This window comes from Erwinia magellanica (assembly GCF_039023495.1).
Classification (GTDB): Bacteria; Pseudomonadota; Gammaproteobacteria; order Enterobacterales; family Enterobacteriaceae; genus Erwinia.
The window spans coordinates 99,334-120,671 of the sequence record NZ_JBCHVC010000002.1 but is presented as its reverse complement, the minus strand read 5'-3'; the positions used below and the strand labels follow the sequence as shown (position 1 = coordinate 120,671).

The 21,338-nt window shown below is 53.5% G+C and carries 23 protein-coding genes; 15 read left to right on the top strand and 8 right to left on the bottom strand.

Annotated features, from left to right (window positions below):
• Positions 1-10: 10 nt before the first annotated feature.
• Positions 11-223, bottom strand: coding sequence for a transcription antiterminator/RNA stability regulator CspE (gene cspE / locus AAH450_RS07610; RefSeq protein ID WP_013200976.1), 213 nt, complete (start codon positions 221-223; stop codon positions 11-13).
• Positions 224-679: 456 nt separating this feature from the next.
• Between cspE and AAH450_RS07605 the strand changes: the two genes are divergently transcribed.
• Together AAH450_RS07605 and AAH450_RS07600 are read left to right on the top strand one after the other, a co-directional pair.
• On the top strand, positions 680-1,354 hold the full coding sequence (locus AAH450_RS07605; RefSeq protein ID WP_342909698.1) for a MarC family NAAT transporter: 675 nt from the start codon (positions 680-682) through the stop codon (positions 1,352-1,354).
• Positions 1,355-1,626: 272 nt separating this feature from the next.
• Positions 1,627-1,875 (top strand): biofilm development regulator YmgB/AriR family protein, encoded by a 249-nt coding sequence (locus AAH450_RS07600; protein ID WP_342909697.1) that lies wholly within the window; start codon positions 1,627-1,629, stop codon positions 1,873-1,875.
• Positions 1,876-2,176: 301 nt separating this feature from the next.
• Here AAH450_RS07600 and AAH450_RS07595 read toward each other — a convergent pair whose 3' ends face one another.
• Positions 2,177-2,473, bottom strand: a complete 297-nt coding sequence (locus tag AAH450_RS07595; protein ID WP_342909696.1) for an I78 family peptidase inhibitor — start codon at positions 2,471-2,473, stop codon at positions 2,177-2,179.
• 294 nt (positions 2,474-2,767) lie between these two features.
• Positions 2,768-5,365 carry a bifunctional diguanylate cyclase/phosphodiesterase gene (locus AAH450_RS07590; protein ID WP_342909695.1) on the bottom strand — a complete coding sequence of 866 codons (2,598 nt, stop codon included), beginning with the start codon at positions 5,363-5,365 and terminating at the stop codon, positions 2,768-2,770.
• A 222-nt stretch (positions 5,366-5,587) separates the two neighbouring features.
• On the opposite strand from AAH450_RS07590, the gene AAH450_RS07585 reads away from it, so the two are divergent.
• From AAH450_RS07585 to AAH450_RS07555, 7 genes are all read left to right on the top strand, one after another.
• A complete protein-coding gene (locus AAH450_RS07585) occupies positions 5,588-6,244 on the top strand; it encodes a CPBP family intramembrane glutamic endopeptidase (RefSeq protein WP_342909694.1) in 657 nt (218 codons plus the stop codon).
• A gap of 137 nt (positions 6,245-6,381) precedes the next feature.
• The gene (locus AAH450_RS07580; RefSeq protein WP_342909693.1) at positions 6,382-7,950 is read left to right on the top strand and encodes an ABC transporter substrate-binding protein; all 1,569 of its coding nucleotides are present in this window, start codon (positions 6,382-6,384) and stop codon (positions 7,948-7,950) included.
• Positions 7,950-9,002 (top strand): ABC transporter permease, encoded by a 1,053-nt coding sequence (locus AAH450_RS07575; protein ID WP_342909692.1) that lies wholly within the window; start codon positions 7,950-7,952, stop codon positions 9,000-9,002. Before AAH450_RS07580 ends, AAH450_RS07575 begins: the two co-directional genes overlap by 1 nt.
• Entirely contained in the window at positions 8,999-9,859 is an 861-nt protein-coding gene (locus AAH450_RS07570; RefSeq protein ID WP_342909691.1) for an ABC transporter permease, read from the top strand. Before AAH450_RS07575 ends, AAH450_RS07570 begins: the two co-directional genes overlap by 4 nt.
• Positions 9,849-10,697, top strand: a complete 849-nt coding sequence (locus AAH450_RS07565; RefSeq protein ID WP_463322714.1) for an ABC transporter ATP-binding protein — start codon at positions 9,849-9,851, stop codon at positions 10,695-10,697. The genes AAH450_RS07570 and AAH450_RS07565 overlap by 11 nt, the downstream gene beginning before the upstream one ends.
• Positions 10,690-11,355 carry an ABC transporter ATP-binding protein gene (locus AAH450_RS07560; RefSeq protein WP_342910361.1) on the top strand — a complete coding sequence of 222 codons (666 nt, stop codon included), beginning with the start codon at positions 10,690-10,692 and terminating at the stop codon, positions 11,353-11,355. The genes AAH450_RS07565 and AAH450_RS07560 overlap by 8 nt, the downstream gene beginning before the upstream one ends.
• Before the next feature lie 143 nt (positions 11,356-11,498).
• Entirely contained in the window at positions 11,499-13,076 is a 1,578-nt protein-coding gene (locus AAH450_RS07555) for an ABC transporter substrate-binding protein (protein WP_342909689.1), read from the top strand.
• A gap of 45 nt (positions 13,077-13,121) precedes the next feature.
• Here the strand turns inward: AAH450_RS07555 and AAH450_RS07550 are convergent, their stop codons facing one another.
• Entirely contained in the window at positions 13,122-13,316 is a 195-nt protein-coding gene (locus AAH450_RS07550) for a hypothetical protein (protein WP_306207587.1), read from the bottom strand.
• 573 nt (positions 13,317-13,889) lie between these two features.
• Between AAH450_RS07550 and AAH450_RS07545 the strand changes: the two genes are divergently transcribed.
• The 3 genes from AAH450_RS07545 to AAH450_RS07535 all read left to right on the top strand — a co-directional run bounded on the left by AAH450_RS07545 (position 13,890) and on the right by AAH450_RS07535 (position 15,843).
• Complete coding sequence (locus tag AAH450_RS07545; protein WP_342909688.1) at positions 13,890-14,114, top strand: biofilm/acid-resistance regulator YmgB/AriR; 225 nt, start codon at positions 13,890-13,892, stop codon at positions 14,112-14,114.
• 375 nt (positions 14,115-14,489) lie between these two features.
• A complete protein-coding gene (locus tag AAH450_RS07540) occupies positions 14,490-14,708 on the top strand; it encodes a hypothetical protein (protein ID WP_342909687.1) in 219 nt (72 codons plus the stop codon).
• Positions 14,709-14,829: 121 nt separating this feature from the next.
• A complete protein-coding gene (locus AAH450_RS07535) occupies positions 14,830-15,843 on the top strand; it encodes an acyltransferase (RefSeq protein ID WP_342909686.1) in 1,014 nt (337 codons plus the stop codon).
• A gap of 68 nt (positions 15,844-15,911) precedes the next feature.
• On the opposite strand, the gene AAH450_RS07530 is transcribed toward AAH450_RS07535, so the two are convergent.
• The gene (locus AAH450_RS07530; protein WP_342909685.1) at positions 15,912-16,142 is read right to left on the bottom strand and encodes a hypothetical protein; all 231 of its coding nucleotides are present in this window, start codon (positions 16,140-16,142) and stop codon (positions 15,912-15,914) included.
• An 88-nt stretch (positions 16,143-16,230) separates the two neighbouring features.
• Positions 16,231-16,824, bottom strand: a complete 594-nt coding sequence (locus AAH450_RS07525; RefSeq protein ID WP_342909684.1) for a class I SAM-dependent methyltransferase — start codon at positions 16,822-16,824, stop codon at positions 16,231-16,233.
• Positions 16,825-17,379: 555 nt separating this feature from the next.
• On the opposite strand from AAH450_RS07525, the gene yjbE reads away from it, so the two are divergent.
• Positions 17,380-17,625, top strand: a complete 246-nt coding sequence (gene yjbE, locus AAH450_RS07520) for an exopolysaccharide production protein YjbE (RefSeq protein WP_342909683.1) — start codon at positions 17,380-17,382, stop codon at positions 17,623-17,625.
• A 70-nt stretch (positions 17,626-17,695) separates the two neighbouring features.
• Here the strand turns inward: yjbE and AAH450_RS07515 are convergent, their stop codons facing one another.
• Positions 17,696-18,583 (bottom strand): dihydrodipicolinate synthase family protein, encoded by an 888-nt coding sequence (locus AAH450_RS07515; protein WP_342909682.1) that lies wholly within the window; start codon positions 18,581-18,583, stop codon positions 17,696-17,698.
• A gap of 115 nt (positions 18,584-18,698) precedes the next feature.
• On the opposite strand from AAH450_RS07515, the gene AAH450_RS07510 reads away from it, so the two are divergent.
• Positions 18,699-18,908, top strand: a complete 210-nt coding sequence (locus AAH450_RS07510) for a hypothetical protein (protein ID WP_342909681.1) — start codon at positions 18,699-18,701, stop codon at positions 18,906-18,908.
• 88 nt (positions 18,909-18,996) lie between these two features.
• On the opposite strand, the gene AAH450_RS07505 is transcribed toward AAH450_RS07510, so the two are convergent.
• On the bottom strand, positions 18,997-20,145 hold the full coding sequence (locus tag AAH450_RS07505) for a Gfo/Idh/MocA family protein (protein WP_342909680.1): 1,149 nt from the start codon (positions 20,143-20,145) through the stop codon (positions 18,997-18,999).
• A gap of 309 nt (positions 20,146-20,454) precedes the next feature.
• Between AAH450_RS07505 and AAH450_RS07500 the strand changes: the two genes are divergently transcribed.
• Positions 20,455-21,315 carry a glucosamine kinase nucleotide-binding domain-containing protein gene (locus AAH450_RS07500; protein WP_342909679.1) on the top strand — a complete coding sequence of 287 codons (861 nt, stop codon included), beginning with the start codon at positions 20,455-20,457 and terminating at the stop codon, positions 21,313-21,315.
• The last annotated feature ends 23 nt before the right edge of the window (positions 21,316-21,338 follow it).

Here is a 21,338-nt window from a genome sequence, read left to right as displayed (position 1 = left end):
AGTTCTCGAATTACAGTGCAGTTACGTTAGCAGCTGCTGGGCCTTTCTGGCCGTTTTCGATAGAGAACTCAACTTTCTGACCTTCTTCCAGCGTTTTGAAGCCGCCGTTCTGGATTGCAGAGAAGTGTACGAATACGTCTTTGCTGCCGTCGGTTGGGGAGATGAAGCCGAAACCTTTCTCAGCGTTGAACCATTTTACTAAACCAGTCATTTTGTTAGACATTTGTCTTTCCTTCAATAAGTATTAAGCCGCAAAGGGCACGGGGTTTGTCAACAGGGTGGACTTATGAGGCACTTAAGAAGGAAGTCAGGAAGAAGAGATATCAAAGATAGCGCTTTAACTGAAAACTGCTTTACTAAAATTGCTCGCATACGTTGTCTGTTTCAAAACCGACGATGCATTTACTCATAACAGAGGATGCAGTACAAGCCCTGATGCACAAAAAAAACCAAATAATATTTAACACACTGTTTTTTATAATAAATTATTTTAGCGCTATTTTTAAGCAGGTAGGAATTAACAAACAGAACTACAGTTTTCTTACAGTTCACTAACCATTTTACCCCTTTTCCCCCTCTTAACTTCTCCTCAGGGCAGCCATTTTCAGCACAGGCTACGCAATCAAGCCGGGTTGAGGCATGATGATTTCCTGACAATCTGGCATTAAGGAAAAAATGCATGTTTGAGCTTTTCAAAGCGATTGGTCTTGGTTTGGTGGTTCTTCTGCCGCTGGCAAATCCGTTAACCACCGTGGCGCTGTTTTTAGGGCTGGCGGGCGATATGAATTATCGCGAAAGGAATCGCCAGGCGTTGCAGGCCTCTATTTACGTTTTTATTATCATGACCGTGGCCTACTATGCGGGAAATGCCGTGATGAATACCTTTGGCATTTCCATTCCTGGCTTGCGTATGGCTGGCGGGCTGATCGTGGCATTTATCGGTTTTCGCATGCTGTTTCCCCAGCAGCAGGCTGGCCATTCCATGGAGGCTGAACACAAGCTGGATGAGATCACGGAACGCAAAGCGGTGAATATTGCCTTTGTTCCTCTCGCTATGCCAAGCACCGCAGGGCCGGGGACGCTGGCGATGATCATCAGTGCTGCCTCTACCGTCCACCATGGCAATACTTTCTCTCCCTGGGTTATTACCGTTGCACCAGTTTTAATTTTTCTGAGCGTCAGCGTGATCCTCTGGATAAGCCTGCGCAGCTCCGGTGCCATTATGCGCCTGGTCGGTAAAGGAGGAATTGAAGCTATCTCTCGCCTGATGGGGTTCCTGCTGGTCTGTATGGGAGTGCAGTTCCTGATCAACGGGGTAACAGAAGTGATCATCAACTGGCCAGGCCAGGGATAATTCTCTCTTTTATCACGGAGAGGAGAGAGAGCGGGCCGCGGTTGGCCTGCTCCGCTGCGCTGCTAAAAAAGCATAATGAAAAATATTTCTGATTGTTACTGGATTTCCTGTCGCCGCCATCTAGAGTAATTAAAATCCCCGCCTGATTATTATTCAGGCTAAGTAGCGAATGCCTGTTCTGGGCAATTCGGGCCGAATTTTAGAAAAGTTTAATTTCCTGATCACATCGGAGAGCCACGGGGCTTTCGATGGCGTTATTCCGGAGGTTTACTATGGCACATCACTCACCAGGCGCAGGCCGGGCAATTACTGACTATTTTAATAGTCCGGCCTTTCACGCGCCCAAAGAGAGTGAACTTCTGGCGGCTATAATGACCGAACTAATGCGTCATGGCAGGCCAACTAACAGCAAAGTCATTATTGCCACGGTAATAGCCAAACTTGAGGGCGAAGTGGATGAAGCGATGCTGCAAGGCTATCGTAATTTGCTGACCCAGCTGTTGGAAGAAAAAGAGCCATGAGCAGCCTCTGAAACTCTTCTCTTATTTATGCTCGCCCTGACTTACAGGTTCTCTCTTGTAGAGAGTTTCACCTCTCGGTAAATTCCCGGCAAAAAAAACCCGCACCAGGCGGGAATAAGACGAGTATTGCCTCTCTTTTGCCGTGACCAGAGATCACTTTTATCAGCCGCTACCCTACCTGATTCATATTGCATGCGTGTGACACGCTCATTCCTTTTTAAAACATCTTTACTGGCAGGATAGCGGTGACACCGCATGCATTCGCCATTTTTAGCGTGCAGGCATGGCAGCAATCATGGCTTTAGCCGCAATAGGCACGCGTAATGTTGCCCTGCGCATCACCCATAAAGTTCAGCCGGTTGAGGTTGAAATCCATGGTGACGGCGGAGTTGTAAGGAATGGCTCGGACAGGATGGTCAAAACGAAGGCCGTCTATTGAGGAGAGAGGTTTACCCACATAGCGCTGATAATCCGAAGCGCCACAACGATCCGCTTCCGGATCTGCTGAGGCTGAACTTCCCCCTTTTTGCGCTGCTGTCTGGCACCCTGTCAAGGCTACAAGCGCAGCGATAACGGCTAATTTTCCATATAACTTCATGATTTTTCTCCTGTGCGTTGAGTTCTTACCCCCCAAAGCCTAACAGAGCCTGTCGCCGGAAGATAATCGCATTTTTCAGCAGCGATTTGTTTCTGTGATCCGGGTCGAAAGCGCACAAACTGCGCCTTTTATCACCGTTATCCAGCGCTATAATTTAGGAATATTCTCAGAAAGGAGATGATATGGAACTGACGCTGTTTGTCCTTTTCGCCATCGTTATGACCTTTGTAGCGGTGCGTGTCCGTTAAGTAAAAAGCCCGTTTTCACGGGCTTTTTTATTGCTGCGCGTTGCCATCAAACCGTCAGTACTGGCTCTTCCTGTAGTAGCAACTGGAAGCGATCCAGCGGCATCGGTCTGCCAAGATAGTAGCCCTGCCCTTCCTGACAGGCGATTGCCTGTAGCTCTTTCAACTGTTCCCGTGTTTCAATCCCTTCTGCCGTCACCGTCAGAGAGAAGGCTTTGCCCAGGCCGATAATCCCTTCCACGATAGAGAGCGCCTGCGGTGAATGGGGGAAATCGTTCATATAAGAACGATCCATTTTCATGCCGTCAAACGGGAAGGTTTTCAGGTAGCTCAACGAAGCATAGCCTGCGCCGAAATCGTCCACCGTCAGCCTGACACCCAGTTTTTTCAGCGCCTGCATCACCTCCAGCGCGCTTTGTGGATTCTCCAGCGTAATGTTCTCGGTAATCTCCAGCTCAAGCCGATCCGGCGCCAGGCCGCTGGTGTTAAGCGCATTAGCCACGCGAGCGGCAAGCTGGCCGCTACGAAACTCAACGGGAGAGATATTCACCGATACATACATCGGCGCAGGCCACTTCATGGCATCTTTACAGGCACGGTTAAGCACCCAGTCACTGATCTCAATAATCAGGCCGGTCTCTTCAGCCAGCGGAATGAAGCCGTCTGGCATAATCATCCCTGTTACCGGATGCTGCCAGCGAATCAACGCTTCTCCCCCTTCCAGCCGCCCTTGTTTCAGATCGTAACGAGGCTGATAAAACAGCTTAAGCTCATCCCCGCCAATGGCTTTGCGTAAGTTGCACTCCAGCTCCCGGCGGTTGTTCAGCTGTTCAGCCATCTCTGCCGTGTACCAGGTCCAGCGATTTCGCCCTTCACGCTTGGATTTATAGAGGGCAATATCGGCCAGGCGCAGCAGCTCTTCTGCCTGCATGCCATCTTTTGGTGCCAGCGCAATGCCAAGACTGGCGCCGATAAAGATCTCGTGCTGGCCCAGCCAGAAAGGACGCTGAATTTCATCCAGCAGCTGGCGACAGCACTGGCTAATCTCCTCCTCGCCGTGAAGATTGGATACGATCAGGATAAACTCATCGCCTCCCTGGCGGGAGACCAAATCCCCCGCCTTCAGCACGCTCCGCAGACGGTGCGACACCTCGTTCAGCACACAATCTCCGGCAGCATGCCCCCAGGTATCATTGATCGGCTTGAAATTATCCAGATCCAGGCTGATCAGCACCAGTGGGCGCGCTGGAGTAGGCTGCGCCTGTAACCGGCTGAGTAAAAACTCACTCATATAAAGCCGGTTAGGTAAACCTGTCAGCGCGTCATGCTGCGAAAGATAGTGAACCCTGGCCTGAGCCTCCACCTCACGCGTCACGTCCGAAACCGTGCCGCGATAGCCCACAATCTGCCCGTTTAGCTCTACGGAGTTGGCGATCAGATCGCATAACCGGGTTGCTCCCAGCGCCGTGACTGAAAAGCAGCGCAACACGTGCCGCTGTCCATCCGCACGCTGCTGGAAGATCCACTCTGATACGGCCTGGTCATCATGTTGCAGGATCTTATCTATGGAGTGTCCCAGCAGGTGGGAAACATCATAATGCGTGACGGCGGCAAACCGTTTCGACAGGTAAATCAGGACTCCCTGAGCATTCGTTTCCCAAATCCAGTCGGAGGCCGTTTCCGCCACGTCCCGAAAGCGCGACTCACTGGCTGCCAGTTCACGCTGGCTTTGTACCAGCTGGTCAAAGCGGTCATCGGAAAGCGCAGCATTGTGCATGGCATGATTAATGACGCGCCGGGCCGCCAGCCCGATAATCACCACCGTTATAAAGAGCATCGGCAACAAAAACATCAGCAGGCTGCCGCCTGGCTCGCTGGAGTCCCAGCGAATCACAAGAGGATTATCATCCGCGATCTCTTCATTCAGCAAAGGCGGTAAAAAAAAGTCCTGCGTATTATTGGGAACGCGGGCGTTAAGTACACCGACGCTGGTCCCAAAAGCTTTCAGTTTTTCAGGGGTGAAACGATTAACGAAGACCATTACCGAAGGGGGGCCTTTTTTCATTTCAAGACCCGGCACTTTACCCGTGGTAATGGGCGCTGCGGCCACGATGGCTGGCGTGGATCCTACCAACGCGTTTTGCGTCAGCGCGCTTTGCTCCTCTGCCAGTGCACGCGCGCTGCGGATCAGGGGCGCAGTATGGATCCCCAGCCAGCTTTCCAGCTGAATATCAGAGAGCTTGCCGTTGATCACCGCATAGCTGGTCCGGCCCTCGCCATCAACAACAAAGACGCCTTCATAGTGATATTCAGTAAACAGGCCGGGACCGAAGTTTTGCTCGTTAAATGCCCAGGTGCGATCGACTTTCAGATGCAGATTATTCCAGGCTTCGCCCCAGAAGGCGTAATCACGTATGTCAGTCAGAATACTCTGGCGGCTCTCCTTCCAGGCATTCTGCAACAGAAATGTCTCCTGTTTCACAGCATCTTCATTCTGACGCCAGGCGATGCCCACCACCATCAGCATGGAAAGCAGCAGCACGCTGCTTAACAACAGCGTCAGCGACATCAGGAGTCGCCGGGTAAAAAAGGTCGTTTTATGCCCGTCTGCGGCTGGCAGCGGGCTAACTACAGGGGGGTATTTCATCAACTCGGGACCTTATCAAGCAGGCTACTCAACCCTCCATGTTGGTAAGTGCCGTATGGCGTAAAAGAAATCGCTGGTCCTCTCGTCCTCCAGACGCGATCGTCTACTCACTATCGGCCTGGAAGAGGAACAATTTAGGAGGTTTTTGCAGGAACTGGGGCATCTCGACAGCTTTGCCGACGCTTGTTACCATCCCCCGATAGCCGTAAGAGAATGAGTGCAATGAACAATCATGCTGACAAAGTGACATGCACCTTACTCTGCATGGGAATGTGCCTTGTCTGGTACACCCTTACTCTGTTAGTGAGTGCGTTACCGGGCTATTCCGCTTTGGCAGCACAGGGCATGTTAATGCCTCTGCTTTGCGTGGTGGAGTTTTTGGCATTAGTGCCGCTTTATCGCTGGTATACCAGGCACTATGCCAATATCCCGTTCGGCACCTTCTCATGGCGCCAGGCAGCGCTATTCAGCCTGCTGCTGCTCGGCCTGATCGCTTCGCAATCCTTTTATCTGCCGCAGGAGAGCTGGACGGGCGGTCAGTTTGGTGAAGGGCGAAGCAGAGTGATCCTTTTTTCCCTGGCCGTGGTGTTGCTGGCCCCGGTGTTTGAGGAGATAGTATTTCGCGGATTCCTGATGCAGGGACTTCTGCTCTGGGCGCCCAGGCAACGCCTGGCCTGTGCTCTGCTGACTTCCATCGGTTTTGCTGCTATGCATACGCAGTACACCCATTTTCAGACGCTGATTGCGCTGATCGCCCTCTCACTGCTGCTCTGTTATGCCAGACTGTTATCAGGCGGACTCAGGCTTCCCATTTTTCTGCATATGTTGAATAACTTTATCGGCGTCTCCCCCTGGCTCTGGATAACGTTCACCCAGTAGAGCCTTGCCAGGGTTGGGCGAATATAACCATTCCGGTTTATTTATAACTTTTTCATCTATCGATAGCGGATAATCTACTATTTGTCCTGGCGACGGGTACTCTACACTCGCGAACAACTTAAAGGTAAGGAAGCGTCATGAAAACTTTAGTTCCATCTGTTATCGCCCTTGCGCTGGCCGGTTCGTTTGCCGTGCAGGCAGCTACGCCACCCGATACGCTGGTGATTGCTCAGTCAATCGATGATGCCAGCAGCTTTGATCCGGCAGAAGGCTTTGAGCTGACTTCCGTGCAGGCTTTCACCAACCTTTATCAGCGTCTGGTGCAGTCCGACCCGCAAAACCCTACCGATCTGAAACCCACGCTGGCAACGGCCTGGCAGCCCGGCAGCGATAACCGCAGCATGACATTTACGCTGCGTGACGGGGCGAAATTTGCTTCCGGTAATCCGCTGCGCCCAGAGGATGTGATCTTCTCGCTGAGCCGCGTGGTGAAGCTGAATCTGGATCCCTCCTTTATCCTGACCCAGTTGGGCTGGACCAAAGAGAACGTGGATGCGCAGCTGGTTAAAGTGGATGAGACGCATGTCAAAATCAGCTGGACGGCTGACGTGAGTCCTACCTATGTTCTGAGCCTGCTGGCCGCGCCGGTCTCCTCCATCGTTGATGAAAAAACCGCGATGGCGAATGCCAAAAACAATGACTTCGGCAATAAATGGCTGGCTGCTCACTCAGCAGGAAGCGGCCCTTTCCAGATCCGTAAATATATTCCGCATGAAGTGGTGCTGCTCTCTGCTAACCCGACCTCGCCCGGCGGCGCCCCTAAGCTGAAAAACGTGCTGATTAAAAATGTGCCGGAGCCTGCTGCCCGCCGCCTGCTGCTTGAGCAGGGCGATGCGGATATCGCCCGTAACCTGGGCGCTGACCAGATGGCCGCGCTGAAAAACAAAGCGGGCGTGAAGCCGATGGCAATCCCGATGGCTTCGCTCTATTACATGCAGTTTAATATTGACGCTAATCCGGCACTGAAAAATCCGGCATTGTGGGAAGCTTCGCGCTACCTGTTTGATTATCACGGTATTGCCGACGATCTGTTGAAAGGTCAGTTCCAGGTGCATCAGGCGTTCCTGCCGGAAGGCTTCCTGGGCGCGCTGAATGACAATCCTTACACCTTTGATCCGGAAAAGGCGAAAGCCATTCTGAAAAAGGCAGGTCTTACCAACGTCAGCTTTAAGCTCAGCGTCAGCAACCAGCCGCCCTACCTGGATATTGCTCAGGCTCTTCAGGCCAGTTTCGCCAAAGGCGGCATTAAAGTTGAGCTGATCCCAGGTCTCAGCAGCGAAATCGCCACCTCTGTTAAGGCGCACAAATATGAAGCCACGCTGAATGCCTGGGGTGCGGACTATTTTGATCCCAACACCAACGCGGCCGCCTTTGCCTATAACCCGGAAGATGGCAGTAAAACGCTGGCATGGCGTTCAAACTGGCATATCCCTGAACTGAACAAGCAAACGCTGGCAGCTACCGCAGAGAGCGATAAGGCGAAACGCGTTGAGCTTTACCAGAACATGCAGCGTGAAGTACAAAAAAATTCGCCTTATGTGGTGGGGCTACAGGCGCGTAACCTGATAGCGCTACGCGATAACCTGAAAGGCTACGTTCAGGGGATCAACCCGGATATGGTTTACTACAGCCAGGTCAGCAAGTAATGACGGTTTCTGTTTCTCAAGCCGGGTCCGCCCGGCTTTTCTGGTTGCGAAGTGGACGCCTGTTCACCGGTCTGGCTTCTCTGGCAGTAACGCTGCTGGGCCTGCTGGCGTTCACCTTTATGCTCTCTCACCTGTCGCCGGTGGATCCTGTTTTGCAGATTGCCGGCGATCACGCCAGTGAATCTACCTATGCACAGGTTCGTCACGATTTAGGTCTGGATGAATCGTTGCCAATGCAGTTCTGGCATTACGTCACCCATCTGGCCACGGGCGATCTGGGAATTTCACGCCTGACCAACCAGGCGGTGAGCAGCGATTTGCTGCGCACCTTCCCGGCTACCATTGAACTGGCGACCTGTGCGATGATTTTTGGCGCGCTATTTGGCATCCTGCTGGCGCTGCTGGCCGCCTGGAAACCGGGCAGCCTGGTAGATAATCTCGCCCGCCTGATCTCGCTGTTAGGCTATTCCGTGCCGGTGTTCTGGCTCGGGCTGCTGGGGCTGCTGCTGTTTTATGCCGTGCTGCACTGGTCAGCCGGACCAGGACGCCTGGACGATATCTGGATCTACACGCTGGAACCCAAAACCGGGTTGGTGCTGGTAGACAGCTGGCTTTCCGGTGATCCGGAAATGTTCCGCAATGCGGTCGCCCACCTCTGGCTACCGGTAGTGGTGCTGGGCCTGCTGGCCATGGCCGGCATCACCCGCCTGCTGCGTGCGGCGCTGCTGGAAGAGAGCGGAAAAGAGTATGTCACCCTGGCGCGCGCCAAAGGGGCTGGCCGTGGGCGCATTCTGCTGCTGCACGTTTTCCCTAACGTGCGTGGCACGCTGATTACCGTGCTGGCTCTCTCCTACGCCACGCTGCTGGAGGGTTCGGTGTTGACCGAGACGGTCTTTGCCTGGCCGGGAGTGGGACGTTATATGACCACTGCCCTCTTCGCTTCCGATACGCCTGCCATTCTGGGTTCAACCCTGCTGATTGGCGGCTGCTTTATCACGCTGAATGCGCTGGCGGATGCTTTAACCTGGCTTACAGACCCGAGAACCCGATGACGCAAAATCTTACCGACCTTGAGGTCGCCGCACCTGTACGCCGACGCCGTCCCCGCATGACTTCGCTGGCCATTGGCGGCACGCTGGTGGCCGTGCTGCTGCTGGCAGCGCTGCTGGCGCCGCTCCTGGCGCCTTACAATCCAGATGCGCAAATGATGTCGGCACGCCTGCTGCCCCCCTCTGCTGCCCACTGGTTTGGGACCGATGGCTTTGGCCGTGACCTCTTTTCCCGCGTGATTTACGGCTCGCGCCCTACGTTACTGCTGGTGTCGCTGATCCTGGTCCTCACCATCCCGGTGGGGATGCTGATTGGCATCTGCGCCGGTTACCTGGGCGGCTGGACGGAACGCGTGTTGATGCGCATTACCGATATCTTCCTGTCGCTGCCTAACCTGGTGATCGCGCTCGCGCTGGTTGCCATGCTGGGTCCGGGACTGATGAACGGCGCGCTGGCGCTGGCGCTGACCAGCTGGCCGCCGTTTGCCCGCCAGGCGCGGGCCGAAACCCTCGCTTTGCGCCGCAGTGATTATCTGGCCGCCGCCCGCATGCAGGGCATTAATGGCCTGCGGCTGATGTTCGGCCATATTCTGCCGCTTTGCATGCCTTCCGCGGTGGTACGCGCCGCGCTGAGCCTGGGCGGGATTATTCTCTCTGCTGCCGGACTGGGCTTTTTGGGTATGGGCGTTCAGCCCCCTACCGCAGAATGGGGTTCGATGGTGGCTGAAGGCAGTAAGGTGATCTTCGACCAGTGGTGGGTAGCGGCTGCACCTGGTGGCGCTATTTTGTTTGCCAGCCTGGCCTTTAACCTGACGGGCGATGGCCTGCGTGACCGACTGGATACCCGAAATGGCAACTGAAACCTCTCCTCTTATCCTGGCCGACAACCTGCGGATTGCCAGTGCATCCGGCCAGCCGTTGGTGAAAAACATCAGCTTTACGCTGGGCCGCGAGCGCGTGGCGCTGGTGGGCGAGTCCGGTTCGGGCAAGTCGCTGACGGCGCGCAGCCTGATGGGCTTACTCGCGCCGGGTCTTGACCTGCAAGCCACCAGGCTGAACGTAGCGGGCGAAAATGCCCTGACCCTGAGCGAACGCCGCTGGAGCCAGCTCAGAGGCAGCAGTATGGCAATGGTGATGCAGGACCCCAAATATGCGCTTAATCCTATGCGCACTATCGGCTGGCAGGTTGCCGAGCCGCTGAAGCTGCACACCCGACTGAGCCGCGCGGAGATCAAAGAGAAAGTCTGTGACATGCTGGATGCAGTAGGGTTACCGGAACCCAGGCAGCTGATGCAGCGCTATCCTCACCAGCTCTCTGGCGGGATGGGTCAGCGCGTCATGCTGGCGATAGCGCTGATTGCCGATCCGCACTGCCTGATTGCCGATGAACCCACTTCCGCGCTCGATCACGCTATGCGTGACCAGGTGCTGGCGCTGATCCGTCGCCTGGTGGAGCAACGCAATATGGGGCTACTGCTGATCAGCCACGATCTGCAACAGGTTTCTGAACATTGTGAGCGGGTAATGGTGATGTATCAGGGGGAAATCCTGGATACGCTGCCTGCCGCAGAGCTGCCACGGGCAACCCATCCCTATACCAGCACGCTGTGGTCCTGCCGCCCGAGTAAGGCGACGCAGGGTCAGACATTACCGGTACTGGACCGCACTGCGCTGGAGGCCTGGCGTGAACATGATTGAACTGGCTGAAGTCAGCGTTTCCCATCGTCAGGGATATGAACAGCGCACCGTGGTGCATGACGTGACGCTCAGCGTAAAACCTGGTGAATGTTTTGGTCTGGTAGGCCCTTCCGGCTGCGGCAAGTCTTCGCTGCTGTGGGTGCTTGCCGGGCTGAACCCCAACTGGCAGGGCGCGATGTCGCTGGCTGGTCATACGGTGAAACCCGGAAAAGCCTTTACCGGCCAGCTGCGTCAGGATGTGCAGATGGTCTTTCAGGACCCCTATGCCTCGCTGCATCCCCGTCATCGTCTCCGCCGCACTCTGGCGGAGCCGCTGAAGTTGCTGAAAGTGGCCGATATCAACGATCGTATCGATCAGGGGTTCCGGCACGTGGGGCTGGATCCTGCGCTGGCGGACCGCTACCCGCATCAGCTCTCTGGCGGCCAGCGTCAGCGCGTGGCAATTGTGCGGGCGCTGCTGCTGCGGCCAAAAATCCTGCTGCTGGATGAACCCACCTCTGCGCTGGATATGTCAGTCCAGGCGGAAATCCTTAATTTGCTGAACAGCCTGAAAGCGCAGGATAACCTGACCATGGTGCTGGTGAGTCACGATCCCGATGTGATCGATCATATGTGCGATCGTGCAGTGCGAATGGAGAAAGGGTTTATTGTGGGTTAACGGCTTGTGGCTGGCAGCCGCTGCCAGCCACAACTTGCTGATTTTACAAATAACTTATCCAGCTAACCCTTGCCGGAATTGGTATTTCCTCCCGCTTCCCTTCTCTCTATAGTCCTGATAACACACCGTTACAGGACGCTTTCATGCAAAAATTTCTGCCTTTTGCCCTGGCTTTAGCGCTGGGTCTGGCTGCCCCCACTTATGCCGCTACGCCTGCCGACACGCTGATCGTGGCGATCCCGCTTGATGGCATTATCAGCTTCGATCCGGCTGAAAGTTTTGAAACTGTCAGCACCAGCAGCCTGACCAACCTTTATCAAAAACTGGTTGATGCCGATCGATCGGATCCGCGTAAGCTGGTGCCACAGCTGGCCGCGAGCTGGCAGCCGGGAAGTACGGCTCACAGCCTGATTGTTACGTTGCAGCCTGGGGTGAAATTTGCCAGCGGCAATCCGTTTACCGCCAACGATGTGATCTACTCGCTGACGCGCGCTGTCAGACTCAACAAGACGCCAGCCTTCATCCTTAACGAATTTGGCTGGACGCCACAAAACATTGAGCAACAGCTGGTGCGCCTGAGCGATACTCAGCTGGTGATACGCTGGAGTTCACCTGTTGGTCGGGATCTGGCTTTACGCCTGCTTAGCGCGCCGGTTGCTTCCATTGTGGACAGTAAGCTGGCAGAGCAGCATGCCAGTGAGGGCGACTTCGGCAACGGCTGGTTACGTACGCACTCCGCAGGCAGTGCCGCCTATTTCATCAAAAATTATGTTCCGCAGCAGGCGCTGGTTCTGGAGAAAAACACCTTTGCCACCGTTGCACCTCACCTTAAACGCATTATTCTGAAAGGGGTGGCCGATCCCGGCTCGCGCCGCCTGCTGCTTGAGCAGGGCGACGTGGATGTCGCCTACGATCTGGGTGCAGATCAGTTCGATGCGCTGAAGAAAGTGCCTTCCCTTCGCGTCGCCGGCTTTCCCTCCAGCCTGATCTATTATCTGGGGTTCAATACGCAGTCCAGCCAGCAGCCCGCGCTGGGCAACCCGGCGCTGTGGCAGGCGGCTCGCTGGCTGATCGACTACAGGAGCCTTTCGCAAGAACTGCTCAAAGGACAATATCAGGTTCACCAGGCTTTTCTGCCGGAAGGCTTTGATGGCGCGCTGGATAATCAGCCTTTTCATTACGATCTGGCGAAAGCCAGAGCGATCCTGCAAAAAGGCGGCATTAAGCCAGGTACGCGGTTTTCACTGACGATTGTGAACCAGCCGCCTTATACCGATGTGGCACAGGCGCTACAGGCCAGCTTTGCCAAAGCGGATATTCAGATAGCGATACAGCCGGTTGCAGAAGCGGAACTGTGGGCAAAAATGCGCAGCAGAGATTTTCAGTCAATTTTCATTTACTGGGGAGCGGATTACGTCGATCCCAATACCAACGCCAGTACCTTTGCTTATAACATCCCCGGTGGCCCTAAAACGCTGGCATGGCGCATGGGCTGGACTATTCCGCAACTTAGCGCGCAAACCAAAGCGGCGGCGGCAGAGAGCGATCTGCACAAGCGTCAGGCGCTGTATCAGCAGTTACAGCTGGAGGTTCAGCAGAATTCGCCCTATGTGGTGGCTTTACAGGGGCAGAAACTGGTCGGGTTGCGCAGTAACGTGCAGGGTGCCCGGCAGGGGATTGGCAGCAGCATGCTCTATTACGATGGGGTGAGCAAAGAGTAAAACGGGCGGCAAAGTGCCGCCCGTTTTACAGAAGATGGCGGATCCTCAGGAAATTGCGGAGTCTGAAGCGTGCTTATGCTTATCAGCCTCGAAATGCGCTTTGAACTGTTCATAAATAGAGATCATATTTGCCGCATCACCCTGCAATGGGCTGAGCTTGCCGGCACGTACCAGTTCAATTACCAGTTGCAGCGCAGCCTGCTTAGGGCTGCTGGCAGGATGGGAGATTTCAGTTGTCATCGTGGCTTCCATGAAAAGGAGTAAAAAGTAATTTTAACAAGATTCCTTCATTCCGGTGAATTTTTTCCAGCCCCTCAGCGGGCTGGTTGAATGCTGTCAGCGGCCCCTGCGGGGTGAAAACTTCCATCAGGCGCGTTGATAACTTCTCTGGATGGTTACTTTTCGTGCACTACCTACTGTAACAAATCACTCCCTGTAGCTGGGCGGTAATTCCCCCCAGCAGCAGGCTGCTTATGCATATCTGCCTCTGCCATAAGGCGTTTCCGTTTAGTGAGAAATGTTAATTTTCCTAACCAGAATTTGCCTCGCTACAGCTGAATTTTCAAAGTTGTACAATTTTCGAAATAAACTTGTACAACGTACAAAAAACGACTACCTTTCTACGCTGTAATGAATCAGGCATTTGCATAGCCTCGGGAAGTGATAGTGGGTTTCCCACTTCCCGAGGTCGTTTTTTGCTGAAAATAATAAATCGATCGTTCAAAAACTATTACCGCATCCGGCCGTCGTTCCGGCAGGATATTTGGAGAGAAAGTGATGCATGCAGAATTACCGACTTCCCCACATGAATTAATGAACTATTTTAAAGCTGAAATGCAGGAAGCCGAAAGCGAAGTGGCTATTCTCGGTTCGATTGTTATTGAAATTTTGCAAAGCGGTAAGCCTGTCACTAATAAAACGATCATTGCACAATTGCTTCACCGCCTGGAAACCACCAGCGATGTCGTTTCGCTGGATACTTACCGCCATGTGCTTGAGATGGTCGTGCATCAGACCGAAGATGACTTTATTGGGTAATCTCTGCCGCTACAGCAGGCACTCACCTCTGTAGCGGTTTTACCGCCTAACTCAAATCGTCTTTTGCTGAAAAAGTTACGCTATGAGCTGGCCCTCTTCCCCACCGTTCTTCTCTGCTTTATTTACAGCATCGCTTTTTTTTTCAGCTTATCAATCAGCGAGTCACTGCGAAACACCTCTCCGATCACATTTGCAAAATTAAGACCAGGTAAAATAAGAGTACTCTGCTGGTACGCCCCCAGGCTTCGTCCGATATTATCCGCCTGTACTTGCAGTCAGCCCTGCGGTAATGCCAGGGTCAATAACGCTGACAACCTTTCCCCGCAAAGATTGCCAGCCAGGGTAACCTCTTTTAAACTTTTCTGGCTCTCTGATATGAATGGATTAACGAAAATTGTTCTGGCCTTCGCTTTTAGCGGCGCTTTTGCACAAGCTCAGCCCGTCACGCTGACTCTTTCGCAGGAGCAGGATGGTGGCGACGCCGGACGCGCCTGTATCTATATTCACCAGGGAAGAGCGGAATACCGGGTGGTCCAGCCTCAGCAAACCTGCCCTTCCACCCTGACCCTGGACGCATCGGGCACGCATACCTGATAACGGGCACTTTTTTTCTTGTCTGGAGATACGTCCGGCTCTGGGAATATGTTACCTTTAGCCGGATGGCGATAATCTGAGACTTATGCTCAGTTTATGCTTTTTGACAAGGAGTTAGGCATTGAAAACGATCAATATTAAGCTGCTAACTCTGGTGGCAACATTTTTTGTTATTTTGTTGCATACAGCAGCGCTGCCGTTTGCCCACTTTCATACTGGCTGGTCCGTGGCGGTAATGTATGAAACGCTGGGCCGTATTGCTTTTCCACTGTTCCTGCTGATAGCGGGCTACGTCTCACTCAATAAAAATGAGTCCCTGCTCAGCACGCTTAAAACCCGCGTGCTGGACCTGGTGATCCCACTGATTGCCTGGTCAGCCATTTATCTGGTTTACAGCGACGTGGTCCACGCGAATAAGAACCCCGTCAGCCTGCTGGAGCTGCTCAGTACGCCCGCCTATCCGCATATGTGGTTCATTTATACAATGATCCTGCTCTATCTGATCACGCCGCTGCTTAATACGTTTATTACCCACGGCAGTCAGCAACGGGTCAATTACACGCTTACGGTCTGGTTTGTTCTCGCCTCGGTTTATGTGCTGCTGGATAATGTAAAAGCCAGCCTGCTGGAAAACGCCACGCTCCCTATGCCAAGCAATATTGATATGGTGGTTTATCTCTCTGGTTTTTATATCCTTGGTGGGGTGGTTCGCCGCTTTAATATCGCTCCGAAGGTCACTATTTCTGCCATTATCTTCGTGCTGGCTGCGGTACTGACCGCCGTTATGGCCTACTCGTTTTCCAAAAGCATCTCCAGGCCAAACGATCTCTTCCTGTTCTATTCAGCACCAACAATGGTCATCATCTCGCTGGGCTGCTTTTTCATGCTGTTGAACGCTTCGTTCCGCTATAACCGGCCGATTATTAAAGCGCTGCGGGTTCTCTCACGGCTGAGTCTGGGGATCTTCTTTGTTCATGCCATGGTACTGGAAGGTCTGGTGGCGTTACTGGATATCGACTTCACCGGTTACTCCTCCATCATTACCATTCCTCTGGTGGCGCTGGCCTGCTTTGCAATCTCGGCGGGCATTATCTTTCTGCTACAGCGCATCCCTTATGTGCGGCGTGTAACCTGACCCAGACAAAAACGGCCGCTCAGTTGAGCGGCCGTTTTTTCGGCAAAGAGCCGGGTTGCCACCTGCCATCAATAAACTGATGAGGCAAATCTGTGTGGCTGGTTGATCGCTTTCCGCGCAATCCAGTACAGCAAAATACGTTCTTCATCGCCATCCTGATCTGCCATCGCCAGCAATTTTAATGCCAGCGTAGCCTTGTTAACCGGTTGCCCCGTGATGCTCAGGTCAACCACCGCCTTACCTATGATATTACAGACTTCATCTTCACTTGAGGGTGTCAGATTGCTTTCAGTACTCATTCTCTCCTCCTGTTGTGGGTAATTATTAAGCCTGGCAGAGACCACAGAGATTGCCATCTCATGGTCACACTCTCTTCATATAACCGTGCTAACCCCTGCCAAAACCAACATTTTTTTGCGGTAAATTATCCAGCGAATGGCAGCTGTACACCCATGCAGGCGGCAGGTTACAAAGCACGCGGGTCCGGTTCCAGGCAAAATATTGAGAAATGAGCGGCTCTGACAAGGAGGTGTACTGGAACTGAACAAAGACCCCTTGCGGACTCAGTAACGAGGCTGCGCGCTCCAGGATGCCGTGACGCACCGCTTTCGGCAGGGACAAGAGCGGTAATCCTGAAAAGATAGCGTCATACTCTTCATTCAGGGATTCGGCAGAGGCACCGGTCACCCTCAGCCTTTCGTCCTGAAGAGAAGCCAGCTTAGGATGAAAGCGGCTGTTAGTTTCAAAGGCCAGCAGTTCCGCATCCGGCCGCATCCGCGTCAACAGATGTCGGGTTAGCACACCATCCCCTGCGCCAAGTTCGGCAATACGCTGGCACTGGTTCCAGTCAACGGCATCCGACATCGTTTTGCACAAGGCCAGAGAAGAAGGTGCAATGGTTCCCGTTTTCCGCGGATCGGAGATGAATTCCTGTAAATAACCGGTTTTATCTTTGATATAAGAAAACGCAGATAACAACATAGTTGAGCCTCTGGCTAAAGGGTGACATGCAGTAGGCCACAATAAGCCTGGCGAGTTCTTAAAACTCTTCGCTTCCGCTATAAAACCAGGAGTAATCGCATAAAATCTTCCCCTTTTATTTCAACCTGTTTATACCTGGCAACAGTTAAAAATATCGGCACACATCATATTCATCAGTTGACGAATTTGAGTTAAGAAAAATCGGAGGGAAAAACGGCGAAAAATGTACCGGTATTTATTCTTAAAACAACAGGAATAATAAAGCCTGAAATGGCTGCGTATTATGACCACCCTGACCTGATATTCCGTCCCGTTAGCGGCGGTGGCTTCTGAGATAATTCTGTCTTTCTCAAGAGATATTCGCTTGAAGAAGGCGATGCCGGTAAAAACACCGTTTTTAGTGCTGCATGCCACTCTTGAAAGTAGCGGATCTGTTTCTGTAACACCTTAATCAGACTGATAATATTCCCTTCTCAGTCAGGATCTGTTCAACCCTGAACTTTAAAATTATGCTCTGACTCCTGATCCCCTGACGCCTTCCTGAGGAGCGATAAAATGAAAAAAATGAACGCGCTTGCGCTATTACTGATGATGGCCACCAGCGCCAGCGTTTATGCTGCCCCCACTACTGGCGTAGCAGCAGGAAGTGAAGCGACTGCGATGTCTGATGGTAACTCTAATGCGGTAGGTATCGGCGCTGTGGGTGCATTATTGGGTATTGCTCTGGCCACCATGGGCGGCGGCGGTGACGGCTCTAACACCGGCACCACCACTACAACCACCGGCACCCAGGCGCACTAAAGCGCACTGCCTGTCTCCTTTACCGGTTTCCGGCAAGAGAGGCAGGCTTTCTCTCTCTCCGGCCTCCGGGTTATACGCTCTTCAGTTCCCGCAGCACCGCTTCCACCTTACGACACTCCTCCGCGCTGAGCGGCAACAGGGGGCGCGGTAAGATGGGCGAACAGATACCCAGAATCTCCACTGCGCAATACATCACGCGCAGGCTGCTGAGCGTTTTAAATAATGTCCACATGGGTTGCAGTTCCGCATTCAGCTGAGCAAGCCGATTGCTATCCCCCTTGCGTGCAGCTGACGCCAGCGACATCGCCTGCGCGGGCAGTAAACCGCCCAACACGCTATACCAGGCATCGCCTCCGGCTAACATTGCTTCAGGTGCATGCCAGTCGACGCTGAACCCCAGCGCAAAATCCTCAGGAAAGTGTGATCTTAATGAGGAGATAAAAGCGGCATCGGTCTGCTCTGAAGAGGGGTACTTCAGCGCTTTAACGCCTGGCAGGCTGGCAAGCCGGGCCAGTAAAGCGGGCGTAAAGGTAAAGTGTGTGGTTCCGGGGTTGTTATAGATGCAGAGAGGTAATGAGGTGCTCTCAGAGACCGCAACGAAATGCTGAAAGACCTCCTCTTCAGTTAAGGGTGTGTAGGAAACAGGGGCCAGTAGCAGTGCATCGGCGCCTGCCTCTTCCGCATCCTGTGCCAGAGTAACCGCCTCATCCGTGCGTAATGCGCCCGCGCTGACCATAACAGGCACGCTGCCTTGCAGGCAATTTACCGCCGCCTCAATCGCCCTTCGCTTTTCTTCCCGGCGAAGAAAGGCATAGAGTCCCGTACTGCCAAGAAGCCCTACTGAATCGACATTAGCCTGCCTGAGCCGCAGCAGGATTTTTTCAAGCGCTACGACATCAACCTCGCCCACCGCGTTGACAGGCGTGACAGGGAAAGCAGAAAGCCCACGAAATTGCATTAAACATCTCCCGGATGGATAGAGACATTTGTTATATCACCTCTTCTCAGTAGGGGAAACGTACGGCTGATAGCCTATACTTACCGCTGGGTCTGTTTCATCACGGGAGCGAGCTATGTTGATTGGATTTGTCCTGCTTGTCAGCGCCTGTGGTTACGATGCCTGCGATGCGCTGCCCGTGTCAGAGCATATTTTCCCTACTCAGCTGGCCTGTGAACAAATGGCCGAGCGTATTCATCAGCGACGGCCTGCTGCGGTGCTGCTGTGTGGCGAGGTTCAGCGTCATGAGGGTACAGAGATAACCGTAGTGAAGGGAGAGAAATAACCTTCACTACGGCCAGGTAAGCAAGCGCTTAATTATCAGCTGAGTGGTCTGCGGGGCGATGCCAGACCAGCAGAGTTTCAGGCAGGGGTTAACGCCCCAAATTCGCGTCGAAAGTGTGCCAGCAGTCGGTTAAATCAATGACCTTTTTCGCCTTACGGGCTTCATCAATTTTGATAGCCGTCAGGCCAGCTTCCAGGGCGTCGATGACGGAGACTTTCAGCGGCGTCCCCGTCTTGATGTGCTTCACAATTTCAGCGGCCATCAGGGCATCGGCACCGTAGTGGCCGTCATAAGCGTTGCCTTTATAGGTAGTGGACACTGTTTTTTCACCCGTGCGCGCATCGTGAACACGGAAATAGTTGCGAACAAAGTCCCCTTCAGCCATGCCATCGGTACCCATAACGCAGAAGCGGCGGAACTCGTCAGGGACATTAAGATTGGCGTGAAACGCCATTGTCGCTCCCCCCTGGTACTCTATGATTGCCGTCTGATAGTCGACAATATCCGCATCACTTTCAAATACAGCGTCCGTGCTGGACCAGCCACTTGGCTTGATATGGTATAGCTCCGACTCTGCCGTGATCGCCCCCTGCGGCGCATGTTCAGGCGTAAAGGATTTACGGCCGCCGAAGCTGGCTACCCTGACAGGGCGTTCCCCCAGCAGGCCCTGATAGAGATCGATATCGTGGCAGCATTTTTCAAGGATATAAGGACCGGCATAACGCTCATAGCGCCGCCAGTCGCGCATAAAGAAAGCCCCGTGATAAGGCTTGATATGCTCTGTGGCTTCAATGGAGGTGATCTCCCCCAGCCGGTTCTCTGCTTTGGCTTGCAGTAAATCGTGGTAAAGCGGTGAGTACCGCAGCACCAGCCCCACCAGAATATTTTCCTGACCATACTGGCGGACCAATTTTGCCAGCGCCATGGTCTGCGCTTCGTTGATCACTACCGGCTTCTCGGTGAAGACCCGTTTGCCAGCTTTCAGCCCCGCTTCTATATGTTCAAGATGCAGATAATTTGGCGAACCCACCATCAGCAGATCAAAATCCCCTGCGGCCAGCATTTCATCAAGCGAAGCAAAAGCCCTGCCAGCGGGAATACCAAACTTCTCCAGATTGGGCAAGCCGGCAGGAGAGGGATCGACATAGCCGACAATGCTGAAATCGGGATCCGATTTGTTGAATTCATTCACTACGTTGGAGAGACGAAAGCCCAGGCCTGTAATCGCTACTTTCATGTTGAACCCTGCCCATATTTGGTCACGGAGAGTTGAAATGCTTCCCGAAGGCAGCTTGCGCTACCGGCGTTCAGGATCGCGCAATTGTCAGACACCAACTTATTACGACAGAAAAAGTAATGTCAACTACGACGGCAGCTTAAATGCTCGAATTAAAATACAAGCAATTGATTTATAGTGATTAATTAGTTTTAAAATTATCCATATTTATTTGTTATTGCGATTTAAGTTTTTTTATTTTATCGTTTTGCTGAAAATAGCCAGTCGTTTGTCGCGACACAGTGGGTCAATACCGGTCACGGGAGGATCATGCAATCAGAATTTTTGCTCGGGGTCGATGGCGGGGGTACTCATTGCCGCAGCCGGCTCACGACGCCTGATGGCACGGTTTTGTCCGAATGCACAGGCAGTGCCGCCAACGTCTATTCTGATTATGAAGGCGCGCTGAAAAACGTTGACCAGCTGATTGACAATACCTTTCATGCTGCCAGGCTCAGCCCCTCTTTACGCTGTCAGACCCATGCAGTCTGGGGGCTGGCGGGGGCAAACGTACCTTCAACAGCAAAGCGTCTTCAGCAGCTGCCCTCCTCTTTTGCCAGCTTCGCCCTGCTGTCGGATGTGGATATTGCCTGTGCGGGCGCCCATCAGGGGAAACCAGGTGCAGTATTGATTGTGGGCACCGGCAGCCAGGGCGCGGCCTGGGATGGCTGCCGTTTCCACCGCGTAGGGGGATGGGGGCTGACTCTGGCCGATCAGGGTTCCGGCGCGCAACTTGGGCTGCGGGCGCTGCGAAAAGCACTGCTGGCGTATGAGGGGGTTATCGCCGCTACCTCACTAACTGACGCCATTTTGCAGTATTTTAGCCACTCACCAGAGGCGCTCCTGGCCTGGAGCAAAACCGCTACGCCGGGAGAGTGGGGCCAGTTTGCCCCCTGGGTTTTTTCTGCCTCCCGCCAGGGCGATGAGCTGGCTGCTTCGCTGCTGGCGGAAACCAGTGCTGAAATCACCTTATTAACAGATGCCCTGGCCCGGATCAGCCCCGGAGCCATTTCACTGATGGGCGGGTTGGCAGAGCCTCTCCAGCCCTGGCTCTCTGCTGCCACGCGAGAGAAAATTGTGCCTGCACAGCAGGATGCGCTGGCGGGAGCGCTGCTGCTTGCCCGCCGCTGAATTTTCAACCCGGCTGGCAAGCC